This window comes from Kribbella sp. NPDC050124, assembly GCF_044460355.1.
In the GTDB taxonomy this organism is placed as follows: domain Bacteria; phylum Actinomycetota; class Actinomycetes; order Propionibacteriales; family Kribbellaceae; genus Kribbella.
On record NZ_JBITJU010000040.1, the window covers coordinates 22,384 to 39,858 of the forward strand.

21 protein-coding genes are annotated in these 17,475 nt (G+C 66.9%); 10 read left to right on the forward strand and 11 right to left on the reverse strand.

The genetic code is table 11. The features are described 5' to 3' along the window. Positions 1-34: 34 nt before the first annotated feature. The 3 genes from ACIBL3_RS44635 to ACIBL3_RS44645 form a co-directional block, all read right to left on the reverse strand. Positions 35-1,249, reverse strand: a complete 1,215-nt coding sequence (locus tag ACIBL3_RS44635; RefSeq protein ID WP_396360099.1) for a S8 family serine peptidase — start codon at positions 1,247-1,249, stop codon at positions 35-37. Between the two features lie 538 nt (positions 1,250-1,787). After that, the gene (locus ACIBL3_RS44640; RefSeq protein WP_396360100.1) at positions 1,788-3,101 is read right to left on the reverse strand and encodes an AAA family ATPase; all 1,314 of its coding nucleotides are present in this window, start codon (positions 3,099-3,101) and stop codon (positions 1,788-1,790) included. After that, positions 3,098-3,577 carry a hypothetical protein gene (locus ACIBL3_RS44645; protein WP_396360101.1) on the reverse strand — a complete coding sequence of 160 codons (480 nt, stop codon included), beginning with the start codon at positions 3,575-3,577 and terminating at the stop codon, positions 3,098-3,100. The genes ACIBL3_RS44640 and ACIBL3_RS44645 overlap by 4 nt, the downstream gene beginning before the upstream one ends. A gap of 100 nt (positions 3,578-3,677) precedes the next feature. Between ACIBL3_RS44645 and ACIBL3_RS44650 the strand changes: the two genes are divergently transcribed. Together ACIBL3_RS44650 and ACIBL3_RS44655 are read left to right on the forward strand one after the other, a co-directional pair. Beyond that, the gene (locus tag ACIBL3_RS44650; protein WP_396360102.1) at positions 3,678-4,652 is read left to right on the forward strand and encodes a GlxA family transcriptional regulator; all 975 of its coding nucleotides are present in this window, start codon (positions 3,678-3,680) and stop codon (positions 4,650-4,652) included. A gap of 864 nt (positions 4,653-5,516) precedes the next feature. After that, the gene (locus ACIBL3_RS44655; RefSeq protein WP_396360135.1) at positions 5,517-5,705 is read left to right on the forward strand and encodes a hypothetical protein; all 189 of its coding nucleotides are present in this window, start codon (positions 5,517-5,519) and stop codon (positions 5,703-5,705) included. 174 nt (positions 5,706-5,879) lie between these two features. On the opposite strand, the gene ACIBL3_RS44660 is transcribed toward ACIBL3_RS44655, so the two are convergent. Beyond that, positions 5,880-6,101 (reverse strand): hypothetical protein, encoded by a 222-nt coding sequence (locus tag ACIBL3_RS44660; protein WP_396360136.1) that lies wholly within the window; start codon positions 6,099-6,101, stop codon positions 5,880-5,882. Between ACIBL3_RS44660 and ACIBL3_RS44665 the strand changes: the two genes are divergently transcribed. Then, positions 6,018-6,218, forward strand: coding sequence for a hypothetical protein (locus tag ACIBL3_RS44665; protein WP_396360103.1), 201 nt, complete (start codon positions 6,018-6,020; stop codon positions 6,216-6,218). The two genes, ACIBL3_RS44660 and ACIBL3_RS44665, sit on opposite strands and share 84 nt — an antisense overlap. Here the strand turns inward: ACIBL3_RS44665 and ACIBL3_RS44670 are convergent. Continuing rightward, positions 6,165-6,551: a hypothetical protein gene (locus ACIBL3_RS44670; protein WP_396360137.1), complete on the reverse strand. Its 387-nt coding sequence runs from the start codon at positions 6,549-6,551 to the stop codon at positions 6,165-6,167. The two genes, ACIBL3_RS44665 and ACIBL3_RS44670, sit on opposite strands and share 54 nt — an antisense overlap. On the opposite strand from ACIBL3_RS44670, the gene ACIBL3_RS44675 reads away from it, so the two are divergent. Then, the gene (locus ACIBL3_RS44675) at positions 6,480-6,890 is read left to right on the forward strand and encodes an MOSC domain-containing protein (RefSeq protein ID WP_396360131.1); all 411 of its coding nucleotides are present in this window, start codon (positions 6,480-6,482) and stop codon (positions 6,888-6,890) included. The two genes, ACIBL3_RS44670 and ACIBL3_RS44675, sit on opposite strands and share 72 nt — an antisense overlap. Here the strand turns inward: ACIBL3_RS44675 and ACIBL3_RS44680 are convergent. The 4 genes from ACIBL3_RS44680 to ACIBL3_RS44695 are packed head-to-tail and all read right to left on the reverse strand — an operon-like array spanning position 6,848 to position 9,627. After that, entirely contained in the window at positions 6,848-8,185 is a 1,338-nt protein-coding gene (locus ACIBL3_RS44680; RefSeq protein WP_396360104.1) for a LuxR C-terminal-related transcriptional regulator, read from the reverse strand. The genes ACIBL3_RS44675 and ACIBL3_RS44680 overlap by 43 nt on opposite strands. A 55-nt stretch (positions 8,186-8,240) precedes the next feature. After that, positions 8,241-8,555, reverse strand: a complete 315-nt coding sequence (locus tag ACIBL3_RS44685; RefSeq protein ID WP_396360105.1) for a hypothetical protein — start codon at positions 8,553-8,555, stop codon at positions 8,241-8,243. Further along, positions 8,549-8,941, reverse strand: a complete 393-nt coding sequence (locus ACIBL3_RS44690; RefSeq protein WP_396360106.1) for a hypothetical protein — start codon at positions 8,939-8,941, stop codon at positions 8,549-8,551. The genes ACIBL3_RS44685 and ACIBL3_RS44690 overlap by 7 nt, the downstream gene beginning before the upstream one ends. 5 nt (positions 8,942-8,946) lie before the next feature. Further along, positions 8,947-9,627: a hypothetical protein gene (locus ACIBL3_RS44695; RefSeq protein ID WP_396360107.1), complete on the reverse strand. Its 681-nt coding sequence runs from the start codon at positions 9,625-9,627 to the stop codon at positions 8,947-8,949. A gap of 390 nt (positions 9,628-10,017) precedes the next feature. Here ACIBL3_RS44695 and ACIBL3_RS44700 point away from each other — a divergent pair, with 390 nt between their 5' ends. The 6 genes from ACIBL3_RS44700 (at position 10,018) to ACIBL3_RS44725 (ending at position 14,231) form a co-directional block, all read left to right on the forward strand. Further along, on the forward strand, positions 10,018-10,908 hold the full coding sequence (locus tag ACIBL3_RS44700; protein ID WP_396360108.1) for an alpha/beta fold hydrolase: 891 nt from the start codon (positions 10,018-10,020) through the stop codon (positions 10,906-10,908). 85 nt (positions 10,909-10,993) lie between these two features. Continuing rightward, positions 10,994-12,727: an MOSC domain-containing protein gene (locus ACIBL3_RS44705; protein ID WP_396360109.1), complete on the forward strand. Its 1,734-nt coding sequence runs from the start codon at positions 10,994-10,996 to the stop codon at positions 12,725-12,727. A 108-nt stretch (positions 12,728-12,835) separates the two neighbouring features. Beyond that, positions 12,836-13,021: a hypothetical protein gene (locus ACIBL3_RS44710; RefSeq protein WP_396360110.1), complete on the forward strand. Its 186-nt coding sequence runs from the start codon at positions 12,836-12,838 to the stop codon at positions 13,019-13,021. After that, positions 13,021-13,452, forward strand: coding sequence for a DUF885 family protein (locus ACIBL3_RS44715; protein WP_396360111.1), 432 nt, complete (start codon positions 13,021-13,023; stop codon positions 13,450-13,452). Before ACIBL3_RS44710 ends, ACIBL3_RS44715 begins: the two co-directional genes overlap by 1 nt. Positions 13,453-13,884: 432 nt before the next feature. After that, entirely contained in the window at positions 13,885-14,085 is a 201-nt protein-coding gene (locus ACIBL3_RS44720; RefSeq protein WP_396360132.1) for an NADPH-dependent FMN reductase, read from the forward strand. Continuing rightward, positions 14,055-14,231 carry a hypothetical protein gene (locus ACIBL3_RS44725; RefSeq protein ID WP_396360112.1) on the forward strand — a complete coding sequence of 59 codons (177 nt, stop codon included), beginning with the start codon at positions 14,055-14,057 and terminating at the stop codon, positions 14,229-14,231. Before ACIBL3_RS44720 ends, ACIBL3_RS44725 begins: the two co-directional genes overlap by 31 nt. Positions 14,232-15,476: 1,245 nt before the next feature. On the opposite strand, the gene ACIBL3_RS44730 is transcribed toward ACIBL3_RS44725, so the two are convergent. Together ACIBL3_RS44730 and ACIBL3_RS44735 are read right to left on the reverse strand one after the other, a co-directional pair. Then, positions 15,477-16,328, reverse strand: coding sequence for a helix-turn-helix domain-containing protein (locus ACIBL3_RS44730; RefSeq protein WP_396360113.1), 852 nt, complete (start codon positions 16,326-16,328; stop codon positions 15,477-15,479). 48 nt (positions 16,329-16,376) lie between these two features. Then, positions 16,377-17,018 (reverse strand): helix-turn-helix domain-containing protein, encoded by a 642-nt coding sequence (locus ACIBL3_RS44735; protein ID WP_396360114.1) that lies wholly within the window; start codon positions 17,016-17,018, stop codon positions 16,377-16,379. Positions 17,019-17,475: the final 457 nt, after the last annotated feature.

A 17,475-nucleotide genomic window follows, 5' to 3' on the forward strand; every position in this document is an offset into this window, starting at 1 on the left:
GGATGAGTGTGGCGTGGAAGAACGTGTCGGTTGGTCAGAAGCTTGCGACGTTGACCAGTTTCTCCTTGAGGCCGTCGCGGTCGTCGATGTTGTTCCAGTCGGTCGTTCCGGCGGCCTGGAGTGCGGACTTGACTGTGGTGGGCGAGGAACCGGGGTGGTTCGCCAGGTAGAGCGCGGCAGCGCCGGCCGCGTGTGGGCTGGCCATCGATGTGCCCGAGATCGTGTTGTATCCGCCGTTGTTCCACGTCGAGTGGATACACAGTCCGGGGGCGATCAGGTCGATATCGGTGCCGGTGTTGGAGAAGTCGGCGAGCGTATCGTCCACGTCGTACGCGCAGGTTGGGCCGCCGAGGCCGCCGGGCCTGCCGTCGAAGTCGGCGAGCGCACTGACGGTGATCACCTCGTCGTAGGTGGCTGGCACGATGTTGCCGGCATCGCCATAGTTGTTGCCGGCAGCGACAACGTAGGTAACCCCGCTGGCCACCGACGTGCAGATGGCCTCGTGTAGTACGTCGACCCCGGTTCCGCAGGTGCTGTCGTCTGCGAATCCGCCGAGGCTCATGTTGGCCACCTCGATCCGGGATGCGTTGGCCGTGACGAAGTCGATCCCGCAGATGACGTCTGAGAACAGGCCGGAACCGTCGGCTTTGAGGACGCGCACCGACCAGATCCGAGCACCCGGGGCGACCCCGGTCACGCCGACGTTGTTGTCAAGAGCGCCGACGATGCCCGCGACATGGGTACCGTGGCCGTTCTGGTCGTTGCTGCCTCGCTCCGACGAGCAGTTCTTGGCGCGGACGACATTGAGGTCGGGGTGTCTCAGGTCGACTCCGGTGTCGATCACCGCCACGTCGACGTCCACCCGCGTGTCCACACCGTCGATGCCAGCCGTCGGGCTCGCTTCGGCGTCGACACGGTCGATCCCGGTAGGCAGCGGCTGTGCCGCGGAGGTCACCACCCGATCCGGATGGATGGAGGCGACCCGCGGATCCGCGGCGATCCGGGTGGCTGCCCTGGCGGTCAGCTGCGCGGAATAGCCGTGCAGCGCATACCCGTAGACATGGCCCGCTGTGACCCCGTACCGGCGGGCGTGTTCCGTGGCTACCGCCGAGGCATCTGTCCCTTCGTCGAGCACGATGATGTAGTCCCCGGTCTGCATTGTCCGTCCGCCAAAGGCAGTTGCCAGGGACGGGCTCGTCGCTCCGAGCACGGTCGCGACGAGCACGCTGACCAATCCGACGGCACTCATCCGGCGCATCACACACTCCCTCCACAAAGTTTGGAAAGCCCGCCCCAAGCCGGGCGCATGCACTCGTCCAGAACGGACGCTTTGTACTCGCAGAACGTAGGAGTTCTGGCCGAGGCGGTCGTCACTCAAAGGTGGAAACCCAGGGTGGAATCAATCTGCACGGCCTTCATGCGCTCATTGGGCAACCGATCAGCAGCTAACCGCTGACCACCAGGCGAGCCTCCGTCCCCAGCTGCCCGACGGTCGGGCCCGCGCGGTCCTAACGCAGGAAGGCGCACGAGCGCGCTCAGGCCAGAGTCCGCCGGGGAGTCGCCATTGACAGTTGCTAGGGGCAACGGATCGTCATCGGCTGAGATGCGGCCGGATGTGTATGGTTGACGGTTCGTGATCGCGAGATTGGTTCTCTCGCTTGGAGGCGAGACGACATCGCAAAGCTCTGAATCATCGAGACACCGGGAACTGCGGCGCCACGGCGTGAGCCAAGATCGTCAGACAGGCACGTGGCTCTGCCACAGGTCGGTACGCGATCGCTAGTGGGTCAGCCGACTAGGCCGATTTCGTAGGCGCGGGCGGTCGCCTGGGTGCGGCTTGCGGCGCCGAGTTTGTCGAGGATGTGCGTCACATGCTTCTTGATCGTATCGCGTGTCACGTAGAGTTCGTCTGCGATATCCCGGTTGCGTTTGCCTGCTGCAACTAGGTGCAGCACCTCCAGCTCCCGCTCAGTTAGCGGTACCACAGGGCCTGCGGCGGCCGGCGAGCTTGACCAAGTGGCGGTTTGCCCAGCGGCGGGGCCGTGTTCGAACATCCGCGCCGGTCGGCCGCGTTCGTTTAGCGGCGCCGCTCCAATGCTCAGTGCGGACCTTCGCTCGTCCAACTCGTCCGGCGCGCGGAGTCGCTGGCTTAGCATGCGTTGCCGGGCGGGTGAGAGGTTCGCGAGAAGCACACCGCGCAAGAGTTGGTAGCGAAAGCGGAAGCCGGGACCGTCGATTCGCAGGATCCCCCGTTCGCAGAGGCGCTCCAGCTCGTCGACGACCTTGGCCAGGTCGACCTGGAGCATAATCGCGAGCGGCTCCGGCTCGAACGGCTGCACAAGAGTGGAGACAGCGAGGAGGAGGCGGTAGGCCAAGGCGCCCTCGGTGCGGCACTGGGCGAGGAGCATCTCGCTGAACGCCGCTGACAGTTCGGGCCGGTTGCCGTTTGCGATCGCTTCGAGAACGAAACGAGGATTACCGCCGGTCAGATCATGCAGCCCGGGGATTCCGAGCGGCGCGACCTCCGCGGGGCTGAGGGGTTGTAGGCGCACGACCAGCTCCGGCCGCATGCGGCGGACCCGGCGGTCCGGGGGCGCTTGTTCGCTTCGAATCGCTGTGACGACGGCGGCGGGGATGCCGGCACCGCGGCGCTGCAAGTAGCTGAGCGCGGCAAGCGTGTGGGGGTCGGCCCAGTGCAGGTCGTCGAGCAGCAGCACGAGTGGGGCCTGCTCGGCGACGAGTCCTACGAGCGCTTCGAGTGCGTCCACCTCCGCGAACTGCTGTGGCGGGTCGCTCAAGCTGAGCTCGGGCAGGATCCTGCGGAGCGGGCGAAGCTGCCGGCTGTCGAGCTCGATGCCCTGCAGGGCGTCGCGGAGGGCGGCCGCGAGCGGCACGTAAGGCAGGTGCTGCTCGAGCGCGGAACAGGTTGCCCGTCCGACTCGGACGCCGGCGAGGCCGGCAGCAAGCTCGTCAAGTAGGCGAGTCTTGCCGAGCCCTGTTTCTGCTTCGACCTGGAGCAGGGCGAGCGAGCCCTCGCATGCCTGCCGTACCGCGCGCTCGAGCGTCTCGAGCTCGCTTGTCCGGCCGAGTAGGCGGATCATGCGGTCGCCGGTGCCTTCCCTGCCGCCGAATCGGAAGTGAGTCGAGGACGGCGTACCACTTGGCGAACGATCGGAGTGACGATCTTGTCGGCGCGGTGGTGGGACAGGTTCCAGGCGGCGTGGCGGAACAGTCCGGCGGCCAGGAGCGACCCATCGAGAACTGGGTTCGCGTTCGGGGCTAGCAGAGTCGTCAGTGCGACGACGGTGGCGGCCGTCGGCAATGCGAGGACCGCAGGCTGGGGCAGTGCGCCCAAGACGATGAAGCCGGCGGCGACCAAAGACAAGACCGCCGTCTGGTCGAGGCCGGCGAGGGGGGCGAGCAGGATGGGGAGGGTCGTGAGATCGCGGCGGCGGTCCAGCCCGAATCCGGTCAGCAAGACCGGTCCGATGGTCGGCGAGGTCGGCCATCGGCGAACGAGCCAGGGGAGACCGAGGCCGGGGCCGGGCCGGCCGCGCGTGTCGACTTCTGCGGTCATGGGCCGAACGTTCGCATTACGCATACGGCATCCGGAACAACCTGGCAGCAGTGCGTCCGAATATCTGTGATCGGTGTCATTCTGACCTAGGATTAGTGGCGTGGCTGAGCGGCGGATGATTGTCGTCGGGTACGAGCATGCCGAGTTGCTCGACATCGCGTGCGTGACCACCACGCTGGCCATGGCCAACGCAATCGGCGCACTTCGTCCTGGCTACCGCATCTCCGTGGCCGCACCCGGCGGCCGTCCGATCACCTGCGACTCCGGTCTGACCTTGCAGGTGCAGGAGACCTTGGAGAAGGTGACCGGTCCGTTCGACACGTTGATCATCTCCGGTGGACTGGGCCACCAGCGGGCGGCCGACGATCCGGCGCTCGTCGCGCACGTGCGCCGGCTAGCGCGGGAGAGTCGTCGGGTGGCGTCGGTGTGCACCGGTGCGTCGGTCCTCGCCGCCGCCGGGCTGCTCGATGGCCACCGTGCGACCACCCACTGGCGGTTCGCGGGCCAGCTCGCCGCCCGGTACAAGGCCGTCACGGTCGACCCCGACCCGATCTTCATCCGCGACGGCCGAGTGGTGACGGCGGCGGGTGTCACCAGCGCGCTCGACGTGACACTAGCCTTCATCGAGGAGGACTACGGCGCCGAGCTAGCCCGGCAGGTTGCTCGGGACCTGGTCACCTACCTGCAGCGTCCGGGCAACCAGGCACAGATGAGCGTCTACACGTCGCCGCCGCCGCCGGAGAACCATGTCGTCCGGCAGGCCGCAGAGTTCGTGCTGGCCCACCTCGACGGGGACCTGACCAACCTCCGGCTGGCCGAGGCGACGGGCGTCAGCGTGCGCCATCTCACCAGGCTGTTTCTCGACCACGTCGGGCAGACGCCTGGCCGATACGTCCACCGGGCGCGCATGGAAGCTGCCGCCAGGCTGCTTGCCACCACCGCCCTGCCGATGCCCGACGTGGCGGCCCGATGCGGGATGGGAACCGCCGAGACCCTGCGTCAAGCGTTCGTCGCCACCTACGGACTTCCGCCGACCCGCTACCGCGCGACCCAGTCCACGCGCCGCCCTGACTGATACACGGGCGGTATGGCGACCGCAGGGACCCACGACATCCACATTGCGGCTGAGCGGGCGCTCACGAGTCCAGCGGACCGAGTGTTCACGGAGATGAGAACAGCGGCGCCCGTGACGTGACCGGGTCGTGTGCCTGAGCAGGAGTCTGCTGGACGCGCATGCCAGAAACGTCCGCCCGGGCCAGGATGCCCGTCGCTGTCGCGCTTCCAAGATCGGTTCCCTCGGTACAAGCCACATGCCTGCGCGGCGTGATCGGCTGCAAGCCATAGAACCCCAACCGGCGTCCGGTGCGATGGACTCCAACCGGGCTTCCACCCTCGGGTCACGTGCTGCCAGGCGGACGTCGGAAGACTGCATGTCCAGACCGACCGTCCGGGTACGACGAGCGCAACGACATATGAATGGAGCCGCCCGCGCCGTGTTCATTTCCTTTCACAATGCCATGCTGTCGCTTGCGCATTCGTCAGCGATTACGCCACGTGGCGTCCGCACCGTCCATCGTTGATGGCATTGCCGTGCTGTCAATTGTCTCGAAAGGCATCTTCGTGCAGACACGTCATTATCCAGACGCGCGGCCTGGAACGCCGCCGGAGTCCTTGGTGCGCCCGGCGGCCGAGCGGGGATGACCGGGCGTGGGCAGTGGCCGCCCGGGATCACCCTCCCGGTTCCGGGCCTGGCCGCTGCCCCCGCCCCCAGACCAAGGAAGGACTCCGGCGTTGATGCTGGAGCGCCTGGACAAGCTCGTGCTAGACGAGTTCTTGGTCTACACCAGGACTACGGCGCACCAGTCGGGTGTGCCTGGCGCAGCCCCGGTCTCGTGCACCACGAGGCGGGCGACTATGAGGGCGCGGGTGCAGGAAAGGCATGGACGTCGATCTTGTGGTCGGTCCACTGGAACACCGGGCTGAAGGAGAGGCGCGCTTCGCGTCCCCCCGCTCCAGAGCCCGCCAGCGGGCCAACGGTCACGTGACACCGGAGGCGATGATCAGCCAGCGGCCCGCCGAGGTCGAGGACCGTGCCGTCCCCGGGCACTGGGAAGACCTGATCGCCTAGCGCACCCGGCACATCATCCGGCTTCGCTGGCACCTGCACGAGATCGGCCCGGAGTGGGATCCACGCCCTCGTTGCCTGACCGCGTTCAAGCGCTCTCCGCGCCTCCGCGGACGGGCTCGCTTGCCACGACAGTGTCATCACGCGGCTTGCCGCCGATCTGATCGAGCGAATCCGTCAGCTGACATCGACATCAACAGCCTCGAAGCCGAGCTCGATCACGGGACCAAGTGTCTGGCGCCCAAGCTGCGGGAGATCCACGGCGTTGCGGATCTCGCCCGGGCGGCCGGGGTTACCGACGAGGGGATCGCGGAGATGATAGGGCATGTCGCGCTCAACGTGCTGACGAACTACTTCAACAAGGCCGCCGGGGGGTCGAGATTGATTCCCGGTTGTCATCGCCTGACCAGACGCGGGAGGGCAATGGTGTACGTCGAGGGACTGTGGCGCTATCCGGTCAAGTCATTGGCCGGCGAGGCGCTCGACGCGGCTGACAGCCGATGGCATCGCCGGTGACCGGACCGTCCATGTCCGGGCCCGCCGCGGACCGCTGACCGGGCGAACCCGGCACCGGCTGCTGACCATCCCGCCGCCACCGGACCTAGCGGTGTCCCCTGGGTGGTCGGTCACCCATGGGACACCCCGGTTGCCGCCGAGGTAGTGCAGGCCGCGGCTGGACCGGACGCCGGGCTGGTTGCCTACGCCGCGCCGGAGCGCTTCGACGTGCTCAACCTGCTTGTCGCCACCGACGGAGCAGTCGCCGAGCTCGGCGCCGACGTGCGCCGACTCCGCCTTAACCTCTTGATCGGTGGCGTACCGGCACGCGCCGAACAAGACTCGCCGGGGCACGCCCTGGTCATCGGCGAGGCCGTTATCGGCATCCACTCCTTCCGTGGCCGCTGTATTGTCACCTCCATCGACCCCGGCACCGGGGCCCAAGACCTTGACGTCTTCCGGGGCATCCGTCATAGATTCGGCGGTCGACCTGGCCTCGACAGCTGGGTGATGGAGCCCGGCACGATCTGGGTCGGCGCCCAGGTCATACTCGAACACATCCAAGTCCAGCCCAGACCACATCGGCGGCTGGATCGTCGGCGCACCGTACACCAGCTAACGTGCCGATCGCCCTGGCATCGGCCCGCCGGTCAGCTGAGGAGGCCGAGGTCCCGTGCGCGGGCGGTGGTCTGAGTGCGGTTGGCCGCGCCGAGCTTGTCGAAGATGTGGGTGACGTGCTTCTTGACCGTGTCGCGCGTGATGTAGAGCTCGTCGGCGATCTCGCGGTTCTGCTTGCCGGCCGCGACCAGGTACAAGACTTGTAGTTCGCGGTCGCTGAGCGCGGTGACCATGTCACCGGCGGTCGCCGGGCTCGATCCCTTGGCAGAGCCCAGGCAGGCGGCGTCCCGTCGACTCGCCCTCGCCAGCCGGCTGACGTAGCCCATGGGCACGGTGCCAGAAGCGGTGAGAGGTCGTGGCTGGCTAGCGATGAGCTGCCCTAGCAAGGCGGCCATCGCGGGACCTTCGTCTACGAAGACCCGGATGTAGCCCTGTGGGTGCGCGTGAGTGACAGCCGCAGCCAGGGTGGTCACTGCACGCGCCTGATCCCCGTCGGCCTCCAGCGCCAGCGCCATGAGCGCTTGGATCTCGATCAGACTGCCGGTGCGGCCGTGGGCCGCCGCATGGCCGTACAAGCGTCCCAGCAGGCGGATCGCTCGATCGGCTGCGTGGCTGGCGAGCAACATCCGCGCGAGCATCAGATACGCCGGCTCTCGTGAGTAGATCACTTCCTCGTCCGCCCCCAGGCCGCGCTGCTCGGTCCAGCGGGCGGCCGCGGCCATGTCGCCATCGGCAAGGAGCAGCCGTGCGCGTTGCGCCCAGACCGGGTCGAGCAGATCGGCGACCTCCGGGCTGGGAGCGATCTGCTCGGCCTCGGTGATGGCGTCCAGCGCGCCGACGTTGTCGCCCGCCGCGTGGCGGATCAACGCCAGGGTAGCCAGGCCGTTGGCCAACGGTTGGGTGTAGGTGAGCCGGCGGCACAGCGGAATCCCATCCGTGACAAGGCCGAGGGCACTATCGAGCTCGTCACGCTGGTATGCCACCTCCGCCATCCCCACATAGGCGACGCCGGCAGCCGGCAGGCGCGAACTGCTCGACGCTGTCGCCATCGCGAGCATCCTTTGGTAGGTGTCGAGCGCCGCATCCAGGTCGCCCCGGGCGCGCTGGATCTGGCCAAGGTGATGGCAGCCCCAGGCGACGAGGGTGGACGCGCCAGCCGCCATCCATTCTTCAATGAGCTTGCCGAAGCTGCGCTCGGCCTGAGGAAGTCGGCCACGCATCCACTCGGCGATGGCAATGTGACCACGGGCCAGCGACTGAAGCATCCAGTCCCCTTCGCCGAGCTCATCAAGGGCCCGCGAGGCGAAAGAGATCGTGCTGTCAGCATCGCCGTGGAGCTCGGCCAGAAAGGCGCGACTGGCCGCGACCATCGCGGGGACATTAGTAAAGACACTCGCGTCCCGGCCGACAGACGGCTCGTAGGGTTCATCGGCTGCGCCCGGATCGCCCTTCCACGCTCTCGGCGGCATCGAGCAGCCCCTCGACCGGTCGCACTCGTCCGCTGAGAAGGGCCAGGCGGGCCTGCACGAGTGACAGCCGAGACGAGGAGCCAGCCGAGTCGGCGGGCATCGCAGCGAGCCAGCGCTGCAGGGTTGCGCTCTCACTGCGCAGGTGGAGCGCGTCGGCATTCTGCTCGATCACCCGAGCGGCCCAGGCGGCGTCCCTCGCAGCCGCGTGCCTTACGGCGTCGTCGGCCATGCCGTGCTCCTCGTGCCAGGCGGCTGCATTGCGGTTCAACACCAGCGCGCGCTGTGGTTGCCCCTTCTGCAGCCGGTACGGAGCAGGTCGGCGAACAGATGGTGGTAGCGCCACCAACCGCGTACCTCGTCCAGCGGCACCAAGAACAGATTGGCTCGCTCGATCGTCTCGAGCATCACCTGTCCGTCGCTGCGGCCGGTGACGGCGTCGCACAGTGCTCCGCACAGCCGTTCCAGCACCGACGTCTCCAACAGGAACGTGCGGACGGGTTCGGGCTGGAGCTCGAGTACCTCGCTGGTCAGATAGTCGAGGACATAGCGATGACTGCCGGAGAAGGTCGCCGCGAGCCCAGCGGCGTCAGGATGTCTCTGGAGCGACAACGCCGCCAGTTGCAGCCCGGCCGCCCAACCCTCGGTCTGGGTCGCCAACGCCGCTACCGCCTCCCTGGGTAGGTCGGTCCCGACCGCATCGTGGAGGAATGCCGCCGCCTCGTCCATGGTGAAGCGCATTTCGTTCGCGCGTAGTTTGGCGAGCTGACCGCGTGCCCGCAGCCGCGCCAACTGCAGTTGGGGGTCCGATCGGCTGGCCGGCACGAGGTGAAGGCCGGTGGTAGGTGCTCAAGCAGGAACGTCATCGAGGTGTGCACCTGGTGAGCGTCCACGAGGTGGTAGTCGTCAAGTACCAGCACCAGCTCCTGCGGATCGGCTGCGAGCTCATTGATCAATGCCGAGACCAGACCCTCGAACGTCGCCGGCGCCGGTCGAGTGAGCAGCGGGGTGACCCGATCAGCGATGCCGGGCCGCACTCGGTCCAGTGCGGCAGCGGCATGGCGCCAGAAACGCACGGGGTCGTCGTCACCGATGTCCAGCGAAAGCCACGCCACCGGACGCCGTCGCCGTTGGCTCCATTCGGCCAGCATGGCGGTCTTGCCGAACCCGGCTGGCGCGCACGCAAGCATCAATTCCCGCGCCAGCCCCTGTTCAAGCCGCTCCACCAGTCGCTGGCGCGGAACGAAGCCCGGAGGCGTCCGTGGCAGGTACAGCTTGGTCGCCACCAAGCCGGTCGACCGATCGGCCGCCGATTCTCGAGAGGATGTCTCAGGCTGTTCACTCATTGCCTGCACCACTCACCACATCACAGGAGATTGCCCGGCGTTGTGGAGGCATTTATCGCCGCCTGACCGCCGACGCAGACCCGCCTTTGATCTCGCTGTGCGTCTCCGGCCGCATACACGCGGCTTTCGCCTCGGAGGTCTGCCCCGCGCCTTACCACCTTCGGGCCAGGGGCTACCTGCGGGGTTCGCGGGAATTCCACTCTGAACCCCACTTGCGGGTGACGACCGAGCCCGCCGCCACACGGTGTGCTGTCAACCGTGAATTGCGAGTCCGCACCGAGCGTGCCCTCGATCATCGCCGACCCTGTGGCACCCACGCGGCACGCGGCGGATCGAGATCACGCCGAGGCCGCAATCGCCAGTAACCGGGCCCACGAAGGAGCAGTCGCAATGAACCCCGACACCGCTGCCGGACCAGGCACACAGACCAAGCACCGTTTCGTCGACGTCGACGGTCTGGACATCTTCTACCGCGAGGCCGGTGATCCGGCCAACCCGACGCTCTTGCTCCTCCACGGGTTCCCGACCTCATCGCACATGTACCGCGACCTGATCCCCAAGCTCGCCGACCGCTATCACCTCGTGGCGCCGGACTACCCAAGCTTCGGACACAGCTCGTTCCCCTCGGCCGACGACTTCGAATACTCGTTCGAGTCCTTCTACGAACTGATCCTCAGGTTCGTTGACGAGCTCGGCTTGGACCGATTCTCGGTTTACATCCAGGACTACGGTGCACCGATCGGACTCCGCCTGGCTCAGCGAAACCCTGATCGCGTCGCGGCCATCGTCACCCAGTCCGGCAACGCCTACCTCGAGGGATTCACGCCGTTCTGGGAGCCGCTGTTCGCCTACGCGACCGACCCCAACCCCGAGACGGAGGCCGAGGTGCGCAAGTACCTCACCCACGAGGCCAACCAGTGGCAGTGGACGCACGGGACCCGCGACCCGGAGAACATTTCCCCCGACGCCTGGACGCTCGACGACGCCAACCTGGATCGACCGGGCAATCGCGAGATCCAGCTCAGTTTGTTCCGCGACTACAAGAACAACCTCGACGGCTACCCCGCCTTCCAGGAGTACTTCCGTGTGTACCAGCCGCCGACGCTCATCGTTTGGGGCCGCAACGACGAGATCTTCGGCCCCAAGGGCGCCGAGGCCTACCTGCGCGACCTACCCGAGGCAGAGTTGCACCTGCTCGACACCGGGCACTTCGCCTTGGAGGAGGAGTCTGACTTCATCGCCGAAAGGATCCGCGACTTCCTCGGCCGCCACGTCGGCTGAATGCAGACGCTCACCACCTGGTGTGGTGCGTCCGCCCCGCCAGGCCCCCATTCAGAATCGAGCCTGCCAGGAAGATGCATCACCCATGAGACTCGTATCCGTCAATGTCGGGAAGCCCCGCACGATCGCCTGGCGAGGCCAGCAGGTACGCAGCGCGATCTGGAAGGAGCCCGTGCCGGACCGCCGTTGGGTCGACAGGCTCAACGTCGCCGGGGATGCGCAAGCGGATCTCGTCGGGCACGGCGGAGAACACAGGGCCGTGTTCGTCTACCAGGTCGCCTCGTATCGGTACTGGGAGCGGCAGCTACGACGCTCGCTGCCTGGGTTCGGGCAATTCGGCGAGAACTTCACTGTCGACGGCCTGTCCGACGAGGACGTCTGCATCGGCGACCGGTATGCCATCGGCTCGGCGTTGTTCGAGGTCACCCAGCCGCGGGTCACCTGCTACAAGGTCGGCATCCGACTCGACGAGCCGCGGATGCCGGCGCTACTCACCGGCCATGGCCGCCCAGGGTTCTACCTGCGAGTGCTCGAGGAGGGTGAGGTCGGCGTTGGCGACCCGATCGTCCGGACCAGCACGGGTCCGCACGGCCTGAGCGTCAGGCGCGTCTCGGACCTGCTCTACACCCCAGACCACGACGACCACACCATGCGCATGGCGCTGGAAAACCCGGCGCTCCCCGAGGGCTGGAAGCAGTCCTTCCGCCAGCTGTTAGATCAGCACCACGCTGGACAGCTCGGAAACCGTGGACTGTCGCCGCTCGCCGGGCACCCTCCGGCGTACGCCGGATTCCGGGAGTTCCGCATCGTTCAGACAGTCTCCGAAACCGCCGGCGTGCGCTCACTGTTGCTCGAGCCTGCGGACGGGACGGCAGCGCCGCCGCACCGTCCCGGCCAGTTCATCACTCTGCGACTGGCCGACGGACTGGCTGCAGCGCTGACGCGCAGCTATTCGCTCTCGGCGCATGGCAACGGGCGCTCGCTGCGCATATCCGTGAAGCGCTCGGGGCGCACCAGCGCAATCGTGCACGAGATGTTGAAGGCCGGCGACGTGGTCGAGCTCGGTGCTCCGCGAGGCTCGTTCGTACTCGAGCCCGGCGGAGTCGGCGCCGTGGTCCTGATCAGCGCCGGTATCGGTGTGACACCCGTGCTCGCCATGCTCGGTGCCCTGGCCGAGCGACATAGCCCCCGGCCGGTGGCCTGGATTCACGTGGCCCGCTGCGGCGCCGAACACGCCTTCGCCGACGAGGCCCGAGAGTTGCTCACCGCGCTGCCACAGGCCACGTCCTTGGTGCTCTACACCCAGCCAAGGCCGCAGGACCAGCTCGGTGAGCACTTCGACGCGGCGGGGCGCCTCGCCGGCGAGCACCTGACGGCCCTCCGGCTGTCGCCGCACAGTCAGGCCTTCCTGTGTGGACCGCCGGGATTCATGGCCGAGGTGAGCGGCATGCTGCAACGCCTCGGCATCGATGCCGAGGACGTCCGCACCGAGACCTTCGGGACGATCAGCGCGCACATCGTCTTGCGGCACCCACACGAGCCCAGTCCGCCAGCCGTCGGAGGACCGCAGGTCAGCTTTGCCCGCTCCAGGATCTCGGCGGGCTTCGACAGCGCACGCTGGCGCAGCCTCCTGGACCTGGCCGAGGAGTGCGACGTGCCGGTGACCTGGTCCTGCCGCACTGGTGTATGCCACCGCTGCGAGACCGCCGTGGTTGCCGGCAACGTTACCTACCAACCCGAACCTCTCGATCTTCCCGCGCCAGGCAACACGCTGCTGTGCTGCGCCAGACCGACCAGCGACCTGACGCTGGACCTGTAGGTCTAGCAGCGCTCCGGTACACCTTCGACCAGCCGGTTGACGCCACGCGACCAACCGCCGGCGGGAGCAGCTCTGGACGCCGAACTCGGCACCCTGGAGCGGCAAGAGATGGCAGACTCGAGACTCAGATCCCTGCTTTGTATGCGCCGCCTGGCCCTCGCCCAACGAACCCACCAATCGCCTCGCCAGCTGTACCCGATCAAGGAGGTGCTGGAGCACCTCGCGATGCACGAGTCCCGGCTGCTGCGCGACCTGGGACGCCTCGAGCGCCCTCGATGGAGCCTGTCGGCTTGATGACCGACCGGGTCGGCAAGGATGGCGAACCGCTGACTCGATCCTGGTCACCAAGCACCTGCAGTTCTCGCTGCCGTACCGGGACTTGGAACCCTTCGCTGGGTCGGGAATTCATGGGTCAGCACTGCGCCCTCGAACCGTCCGTTCTTGATTTCGAGGTCAAGCGCTACCTCGGCGTACACGGCCAAGCGCTGTCGTACAAGGTGGTGAGCGGATCTGGTTGGAGGCCCGCGATAAACGTACGCCGCGTCCAGGGAGACGCGTTCGACCTAGCGGAGTTCGACCACGCGGCCCTCGACCTCGGCTCGCTCGGGCTCGACCCGCTTGCCCCTGTGAACGCCAGGGCGAGCCGCTTCGCGGTGCAGTCCTTCGCTTACTCGCTGCCGTCCGCCACGGTGGCCGCTACAGATCAGATGAGGGCGCGACATTGATGGTTCACTCCGGGCGGGCGCTGAACCCCGACCTGTCGCACCGGTTCTGCGAGCGGCTCACCGTTCACAAGGACCAGCTGTGGCTGCGCGCGAGGGGACAGATCGACTTTCTACGACCCCCGGCTCATCGGCCCGACGTCAGACCACATCGCCGCCGTCTTCGCCGTCGCCGTGGAGCCGGCAGCATGAGGGTACAGTTGCTCGGCATCTCCGGCAGCCTCCGCCGCGCCTCACACGACCACGCGGTCCTGCGAGCGGCCGGTCGGGCCGCCGCCGACGGCGTCGACTTCACGGTCTACCAAGGATTGAAGTCGGTGCCGGAGTTTCGACGAGGACCTCGAGGGCGACCTCCCTGGCGGGGTCGTCGCGCTGCGGACGGCAGTCGAGGGCGCGGACGGCGTCTTGCTGGCCACGCCGGAGTAAAACCAGTCCATTCCCGGGTCGACGAAGAACCTGATCGACTGGCTGTGGCGTTCCGACCAGCTGATAGGCAAGCCGGTGGCAGTGATCGGCGCGAGCACCGGCCCCTGCGCCACCCGCATCGCGCAGTCGCAGCTGCGGCAGATGCTGCTGCCGGTGGGGGCTTGGTCATGCCCTCTCCGATGCCCTTCATCCCACACGCCGGAGAGCTGATGGACGACAAGGGTGAGCTGGCCGACGACGACACGATCCGCCGACTCGTCGATGTCGTCGACGCTATAGCCGCTTGGACGGCGCTGCACACAGCGGGCGGGGAGCATCGGCAGGTCGCTGGATGCGTCACCGTGCTCGTCAGGTGAACTGATGCGCGCCTATCACCAACAATGAATTGGAGCCATCTGCCGAGCTGGTTCGTCAAACCAGTCGAGCACGCCGGAGGACCGTGACTTCTAACCAGGTGTGAGCGGGTTGGCTAACAGTGACCGGCAGCAGCTCGACCTCCGGCGTCGAAAGGGCCGCGACAGGCGTGCGTGGATTTCGCCTGGGTGAGCGGCAGGAGCGATCCGATCACCGAATCGCTGGCGGCCGGTCCTGGTGTTATCTGCTGGTGTTTCGTGCGGCGGCGCAGCGGATCGACCGGATACCGGTCGCACGCAGGGCGTCACATGCGATCCGAACAGGCTCGGGTCCGTTGACCGCGGCAACCTGACCTTGGTTCGGTAGCTGTCGGCGTCGAGTGGCGTCGGGCACGGGGGAGGCGGTCGCATCATCGGCGAGGCCGGTTCCGTCGGTACAAGTCAGGCATCCGCAGCATGTGTAGCGTTCTGCGAAATAGACGGTTGTCAGCCTAACCGAGAGACTGACATGAGCATTGTGGAGCCACATGTGAGGACCATCTTCAGACGAGCCTACAAATTGGGTTAGTAGCGGCAGCTTTCGCCATGATCGGCACCGGCCCACGCGACGCATTGGAACGTGTACGCGTTCGACGTTTCTGACGTGAACGGCGACAACGTCACACATTGGGTGAAGGCTGTAAGGGACAGTGATGGTGCTCGCGGAGATGCGCGCTTCGTGTCCTATGGCGAGCATCTCTACGTCAGCAACTACACCTACGGGTAGGGTCTGCTGCAGGGATAGGTGATATCTGAGTTGGCTTGCCGTGAGGTGGGCCTGGAAGGATGTTGCTGTCCCAAAGCCCTACCCCCGCGAGTTCCGCGACGATGTCGACCCAAGGGCTACTCGGGTAGGTACCGGGCCACGCGCCAGCGCCGACGTCACCGGCTGGCTCGACGCCGAGACCGAACAGTTCCGCGAACGGGGCGAGTTCGTCGCGATGAACCCCGGGCGCAGCCTATTGGCGCGCGGCAAGCTATGCACTACCGCAGGCGCAGGTCGGGGTGGATCACGCGGCTCGGGTGCTGCGTGCACCGACGTCGCCGCGCTGGACGGCGAGATCGGTCAACTGCTGGTGTTGGCGACGATGTCTGTTGATCGGTTCGACGACGTACGCGGGCCGCGCATGTAACCATGCGGTGCCTACCTGTGGCTGAGGAACAACCGTTGTGATCGTGCCTTGCGCGCAGGTGTGCTTCACCTGGATGTCACGACGGGACTGCGTTCCCGTAGGTGACCGACGGCATCGGCTCGGTTAGCCACTGTGAGGGTGTGCAACCGGCCAGTATCTGCCATTCGCGGAGCATATGGGCCTGGTCGTAGTAGCCGGACAGGGAAGCGATCGCCGCCCTCGTTAGGCTGTTGCGGGCGCCGATGAGAGCGGACGAGCGTTCCAGCCGGACAATTCTGCGGAGTTGGCGTGGGGGTACGCCCGCCTCTTGATGGAACCGTCTGGTCAGGTATCTGCGGCTCCACCCCACTTCGCGGGCGAGGTCGGCGACGTCGGTGACCGGAGGATCAGTTGTGAGCCGTTGCCAGGCGTACCTGACTTCTGCCGCGGGCGCGGGTGCCCGATCGTCGAGCAGGGCGGTGAGGTGCTCGTCGAGCACAGCGAATCTGTAGGCCCAACTCGAGGCCGCGTGAAGACGTTCGACCAGGAACTTGCCTTCCAGTCCAGGGATATCGTCGAGATGTACCACCGTATTCATGACCTCACCGGCGGGCAGGCCGAGCACAGTACGCGCCGCCAGGGGATTGAGATCTACCGAGATGCCGAGCCCGTTGCCACCGTGCTTGAACACGACCGATCTCGTGTTCAGGCCGAAGAGCATGGCCTGCAGCGAGGTCGCGGGTTGGCGTGGGTCCGGTGAGCTTGCGACCTCGATTGGCGGTCCCAGGTTGATCATCAGGGTCATGTAGCTGGAGGGCAGGCCGCTGTGCAGCCCCGGCGGGAATCCTGCTTGCAGGTATCCGATGTAGCGGATGATGTGTGGCCTGAGTTGTGGTGCAGGCACGCCGACCACAGCCCGGCTGGAGGGCGCCGTTAGCAGTGTTCCCATGACCGCCAGCCTGGTCCAGGCGCTCGTCGTCGGGCTTGAACAGATCCGCTAGCCCTGGCGCAGTGCGGTGATGGCTTGGCTCGGGGTGATGCCGAACATGGCGCGGCATGCGCGGGTGAGGTGGGCGCTGTCGGCGAACCCTGAGTCGTGCGCCGCGGCGGTCAGCGTGGTGCCATCGGCGACTTGGGACAGGGCGTGTTGCAGCCGTGCCCAGCGGCGCCACACCGGGAACGTGAGTCCGAGCTGCTCTTGAAACAGGTGCCCGAGCCGGCTCGGTGACATCCCGACTGCGGCTGCCAACTCGGGCAGCGGCAGGGGACCGTTGATCATGCCGGCGGCGGTGTCGAGTGCGAGCCGTAACACTGGGTGCAGCTGCGCTGGATCATCGGCCGCATGCAGCGAATCCGGGGCGGGACAGATCCATGCCTCGGCGCCGGATACGTCTGTACCACGGCCGCGGAGGTCGGTGGCCTCGGGCGTGCTGGGGTCGAGGTAGGTGATCGATCCGATCGTGCCGGGGGTAGCGAGGATCTCGTGGTCGATCATGGTCGGGATAACCGCGGTTCCGGTTACCCGGCATTCTCGTCCTGCGCGGTCGCGCAGGACGGCTGCGCCGGTCTGCAGGTCAAGCACCTGCACGGCAGCGTGGGCATGGAGCCCGGCGGAGCCCAGCGCCCCGGTGAACGTCATCCGTCCAGGGGCGTAATCGACCCGCCCGGCCCAGCTGGGCGTCATGGTCGCCGGCTCTCGGGTCGGGCCACGGCGGCGATCTCCCAGGAGAGACCGTGCGGGGCCGTCTTGGTTGGACTGTTGTTCTCCGACGGTCCGCGGGTGTCCGATCGCCGGCTGGGTGGGCGTCGGTGTGTGTCTGTTGTCCCTCGGCGCGCCGGGTTGGTAGCTGGGTGGCGAGGACTGTGAACCCGGCGACGATGAAGGTGTCGGAAAGGCTGAAGGTGGGCCATCAGTCGATGTGTTGGTAGTCGGTGACGGACCCATGGCATGCCCTGATTGCGCGTCGACGTCATCTTCGCCATTACAAACCTCCATCTTGGATCGCCGGCCCGACCCCGTGCGCTTCGCACGTTGGGGTGGGACGGGAAGCAGGCCCGGCGTCAGGTACAACTGGTCACGGCCGGGCCTGCGGTGA

What these genes read in the sequence shown, in the direction of transcription:
- ACIBL3_RS44635 (WP_396360099.1), bottom strand. Translation starts at nt 1,249, where the DNA reads ATGAGTGCCGTCGGATTGGTCAGCGTGCTCGTCGCGACCGTGCTCGGA.
- ACIBL3_RS44640 (WP_396360100.1), bottom strand. Translation starts at nt 3,101, where the DNA reads ATGATCCGCCTACTCGGCCGGACAAGCGAGCTCGAGACGCTCGAGCGC.
- ACIBL3_RS44645 (WP_396360101.1), bottom strand. Translation starts at nt 3,577, where the DNA reads ATGACCGCAGAAGTCGACACGCGCGGCCGGCCCGGCCCCGGCCTCGGT.
- ACIBL3_RS44655 (WP_396360135.1), top strand. Translation starts at nt 5,517, where the DNA reads ATGGACGTCGATCTTGTGGTCGGTCCACTGGAACACCGGGCTGAAGGA.
- ACIBL3_RS44665 (WP_396360103.1), top strand. Translation starts at nt 6,018, where the DNA reads ATGATAGGGCATGTCGCGCTCAACGTGCTGACGAACTACTTCAACAAG.
- ACIBL3_RS44660 (WP_396360136.1), bottom strand. Translation starts at nt 6,101, where the DNA reads ATGACAACCGGGAATCAATCTCGACCCCCCGGCGGCCTTGTTGAAGTA.
- ACIBL3_RS44680 (WP_396360104.1), bottom strand. Translation starts at nt 8,185, where the DNA reads ATGGTCGCGGCCAGTCGCGCCTTTCTGGCCGAGCTCCACGGCGATGCT.
- ACIBL3_RS44695 (WP_396360107.1), bottom strand. Translation starts at nt 9,627, where the DNA reads ATGAGTGAACAGCCTGAGACATCCTCTCGAGAATCGGCGGCCGATCGG.
- ACIBL3_RS44700 (WP_396360108.1), top strand. Translation starts at nt 10,018, where the DNA reads ATGAACCCCGACACCGCTGCCGGACCAGGCACACAGACCAAGCACCGT.
- ACIBL3_RS44705 (WP_396360109.1), top strand. Translation starts at nt 10,994, where the DNA reads ATGAGACTCGTATCCGTCAATGTCGGGAAGCCCCGCACGATCGCCTGG.
- ACIBL3_RS44710 (WP_396360110.1), top strand. Translation starts at nt 12,836, where the DNA reads ATGGCAGACTCGAGACTCAGATCCCTGCTTTGTATGCGCCGCCTGGCC.
- ACIBL3_RS44715 (WP_396360111.1), top strand. Translation starts at nt 13,021, where the DNA reads ATGACCGACCGGGTCGGCAAGGATGGCGAACCGCTGACTCGATCCTGG.
- ACIBL3_RS44725 (WP_396360112.1), top strand. Translation starts at nt 14,055, where the DNA reads ATGCCCTTCATCCCACACGCCGGAGAGCTGATGGACGACAAGGGTGAG.
- ACIBL3_RS44730 (WP_396360113.1), bottom strand. Translation starts at nt 16,328, where the DNA reads ATGGGAACACTGCTAACGGCGCCCTCCAGCCGGGCTGTGGTCGGCGTG.
- ACIBL3_RS44735 (WP_396360114.1), bottom strand. Translation starts at nt 17,018, where the DNA reads ATGACGTTCACCGGGGCGCTGGGCTCCGCCGGGCTCCATGCCCACGCT.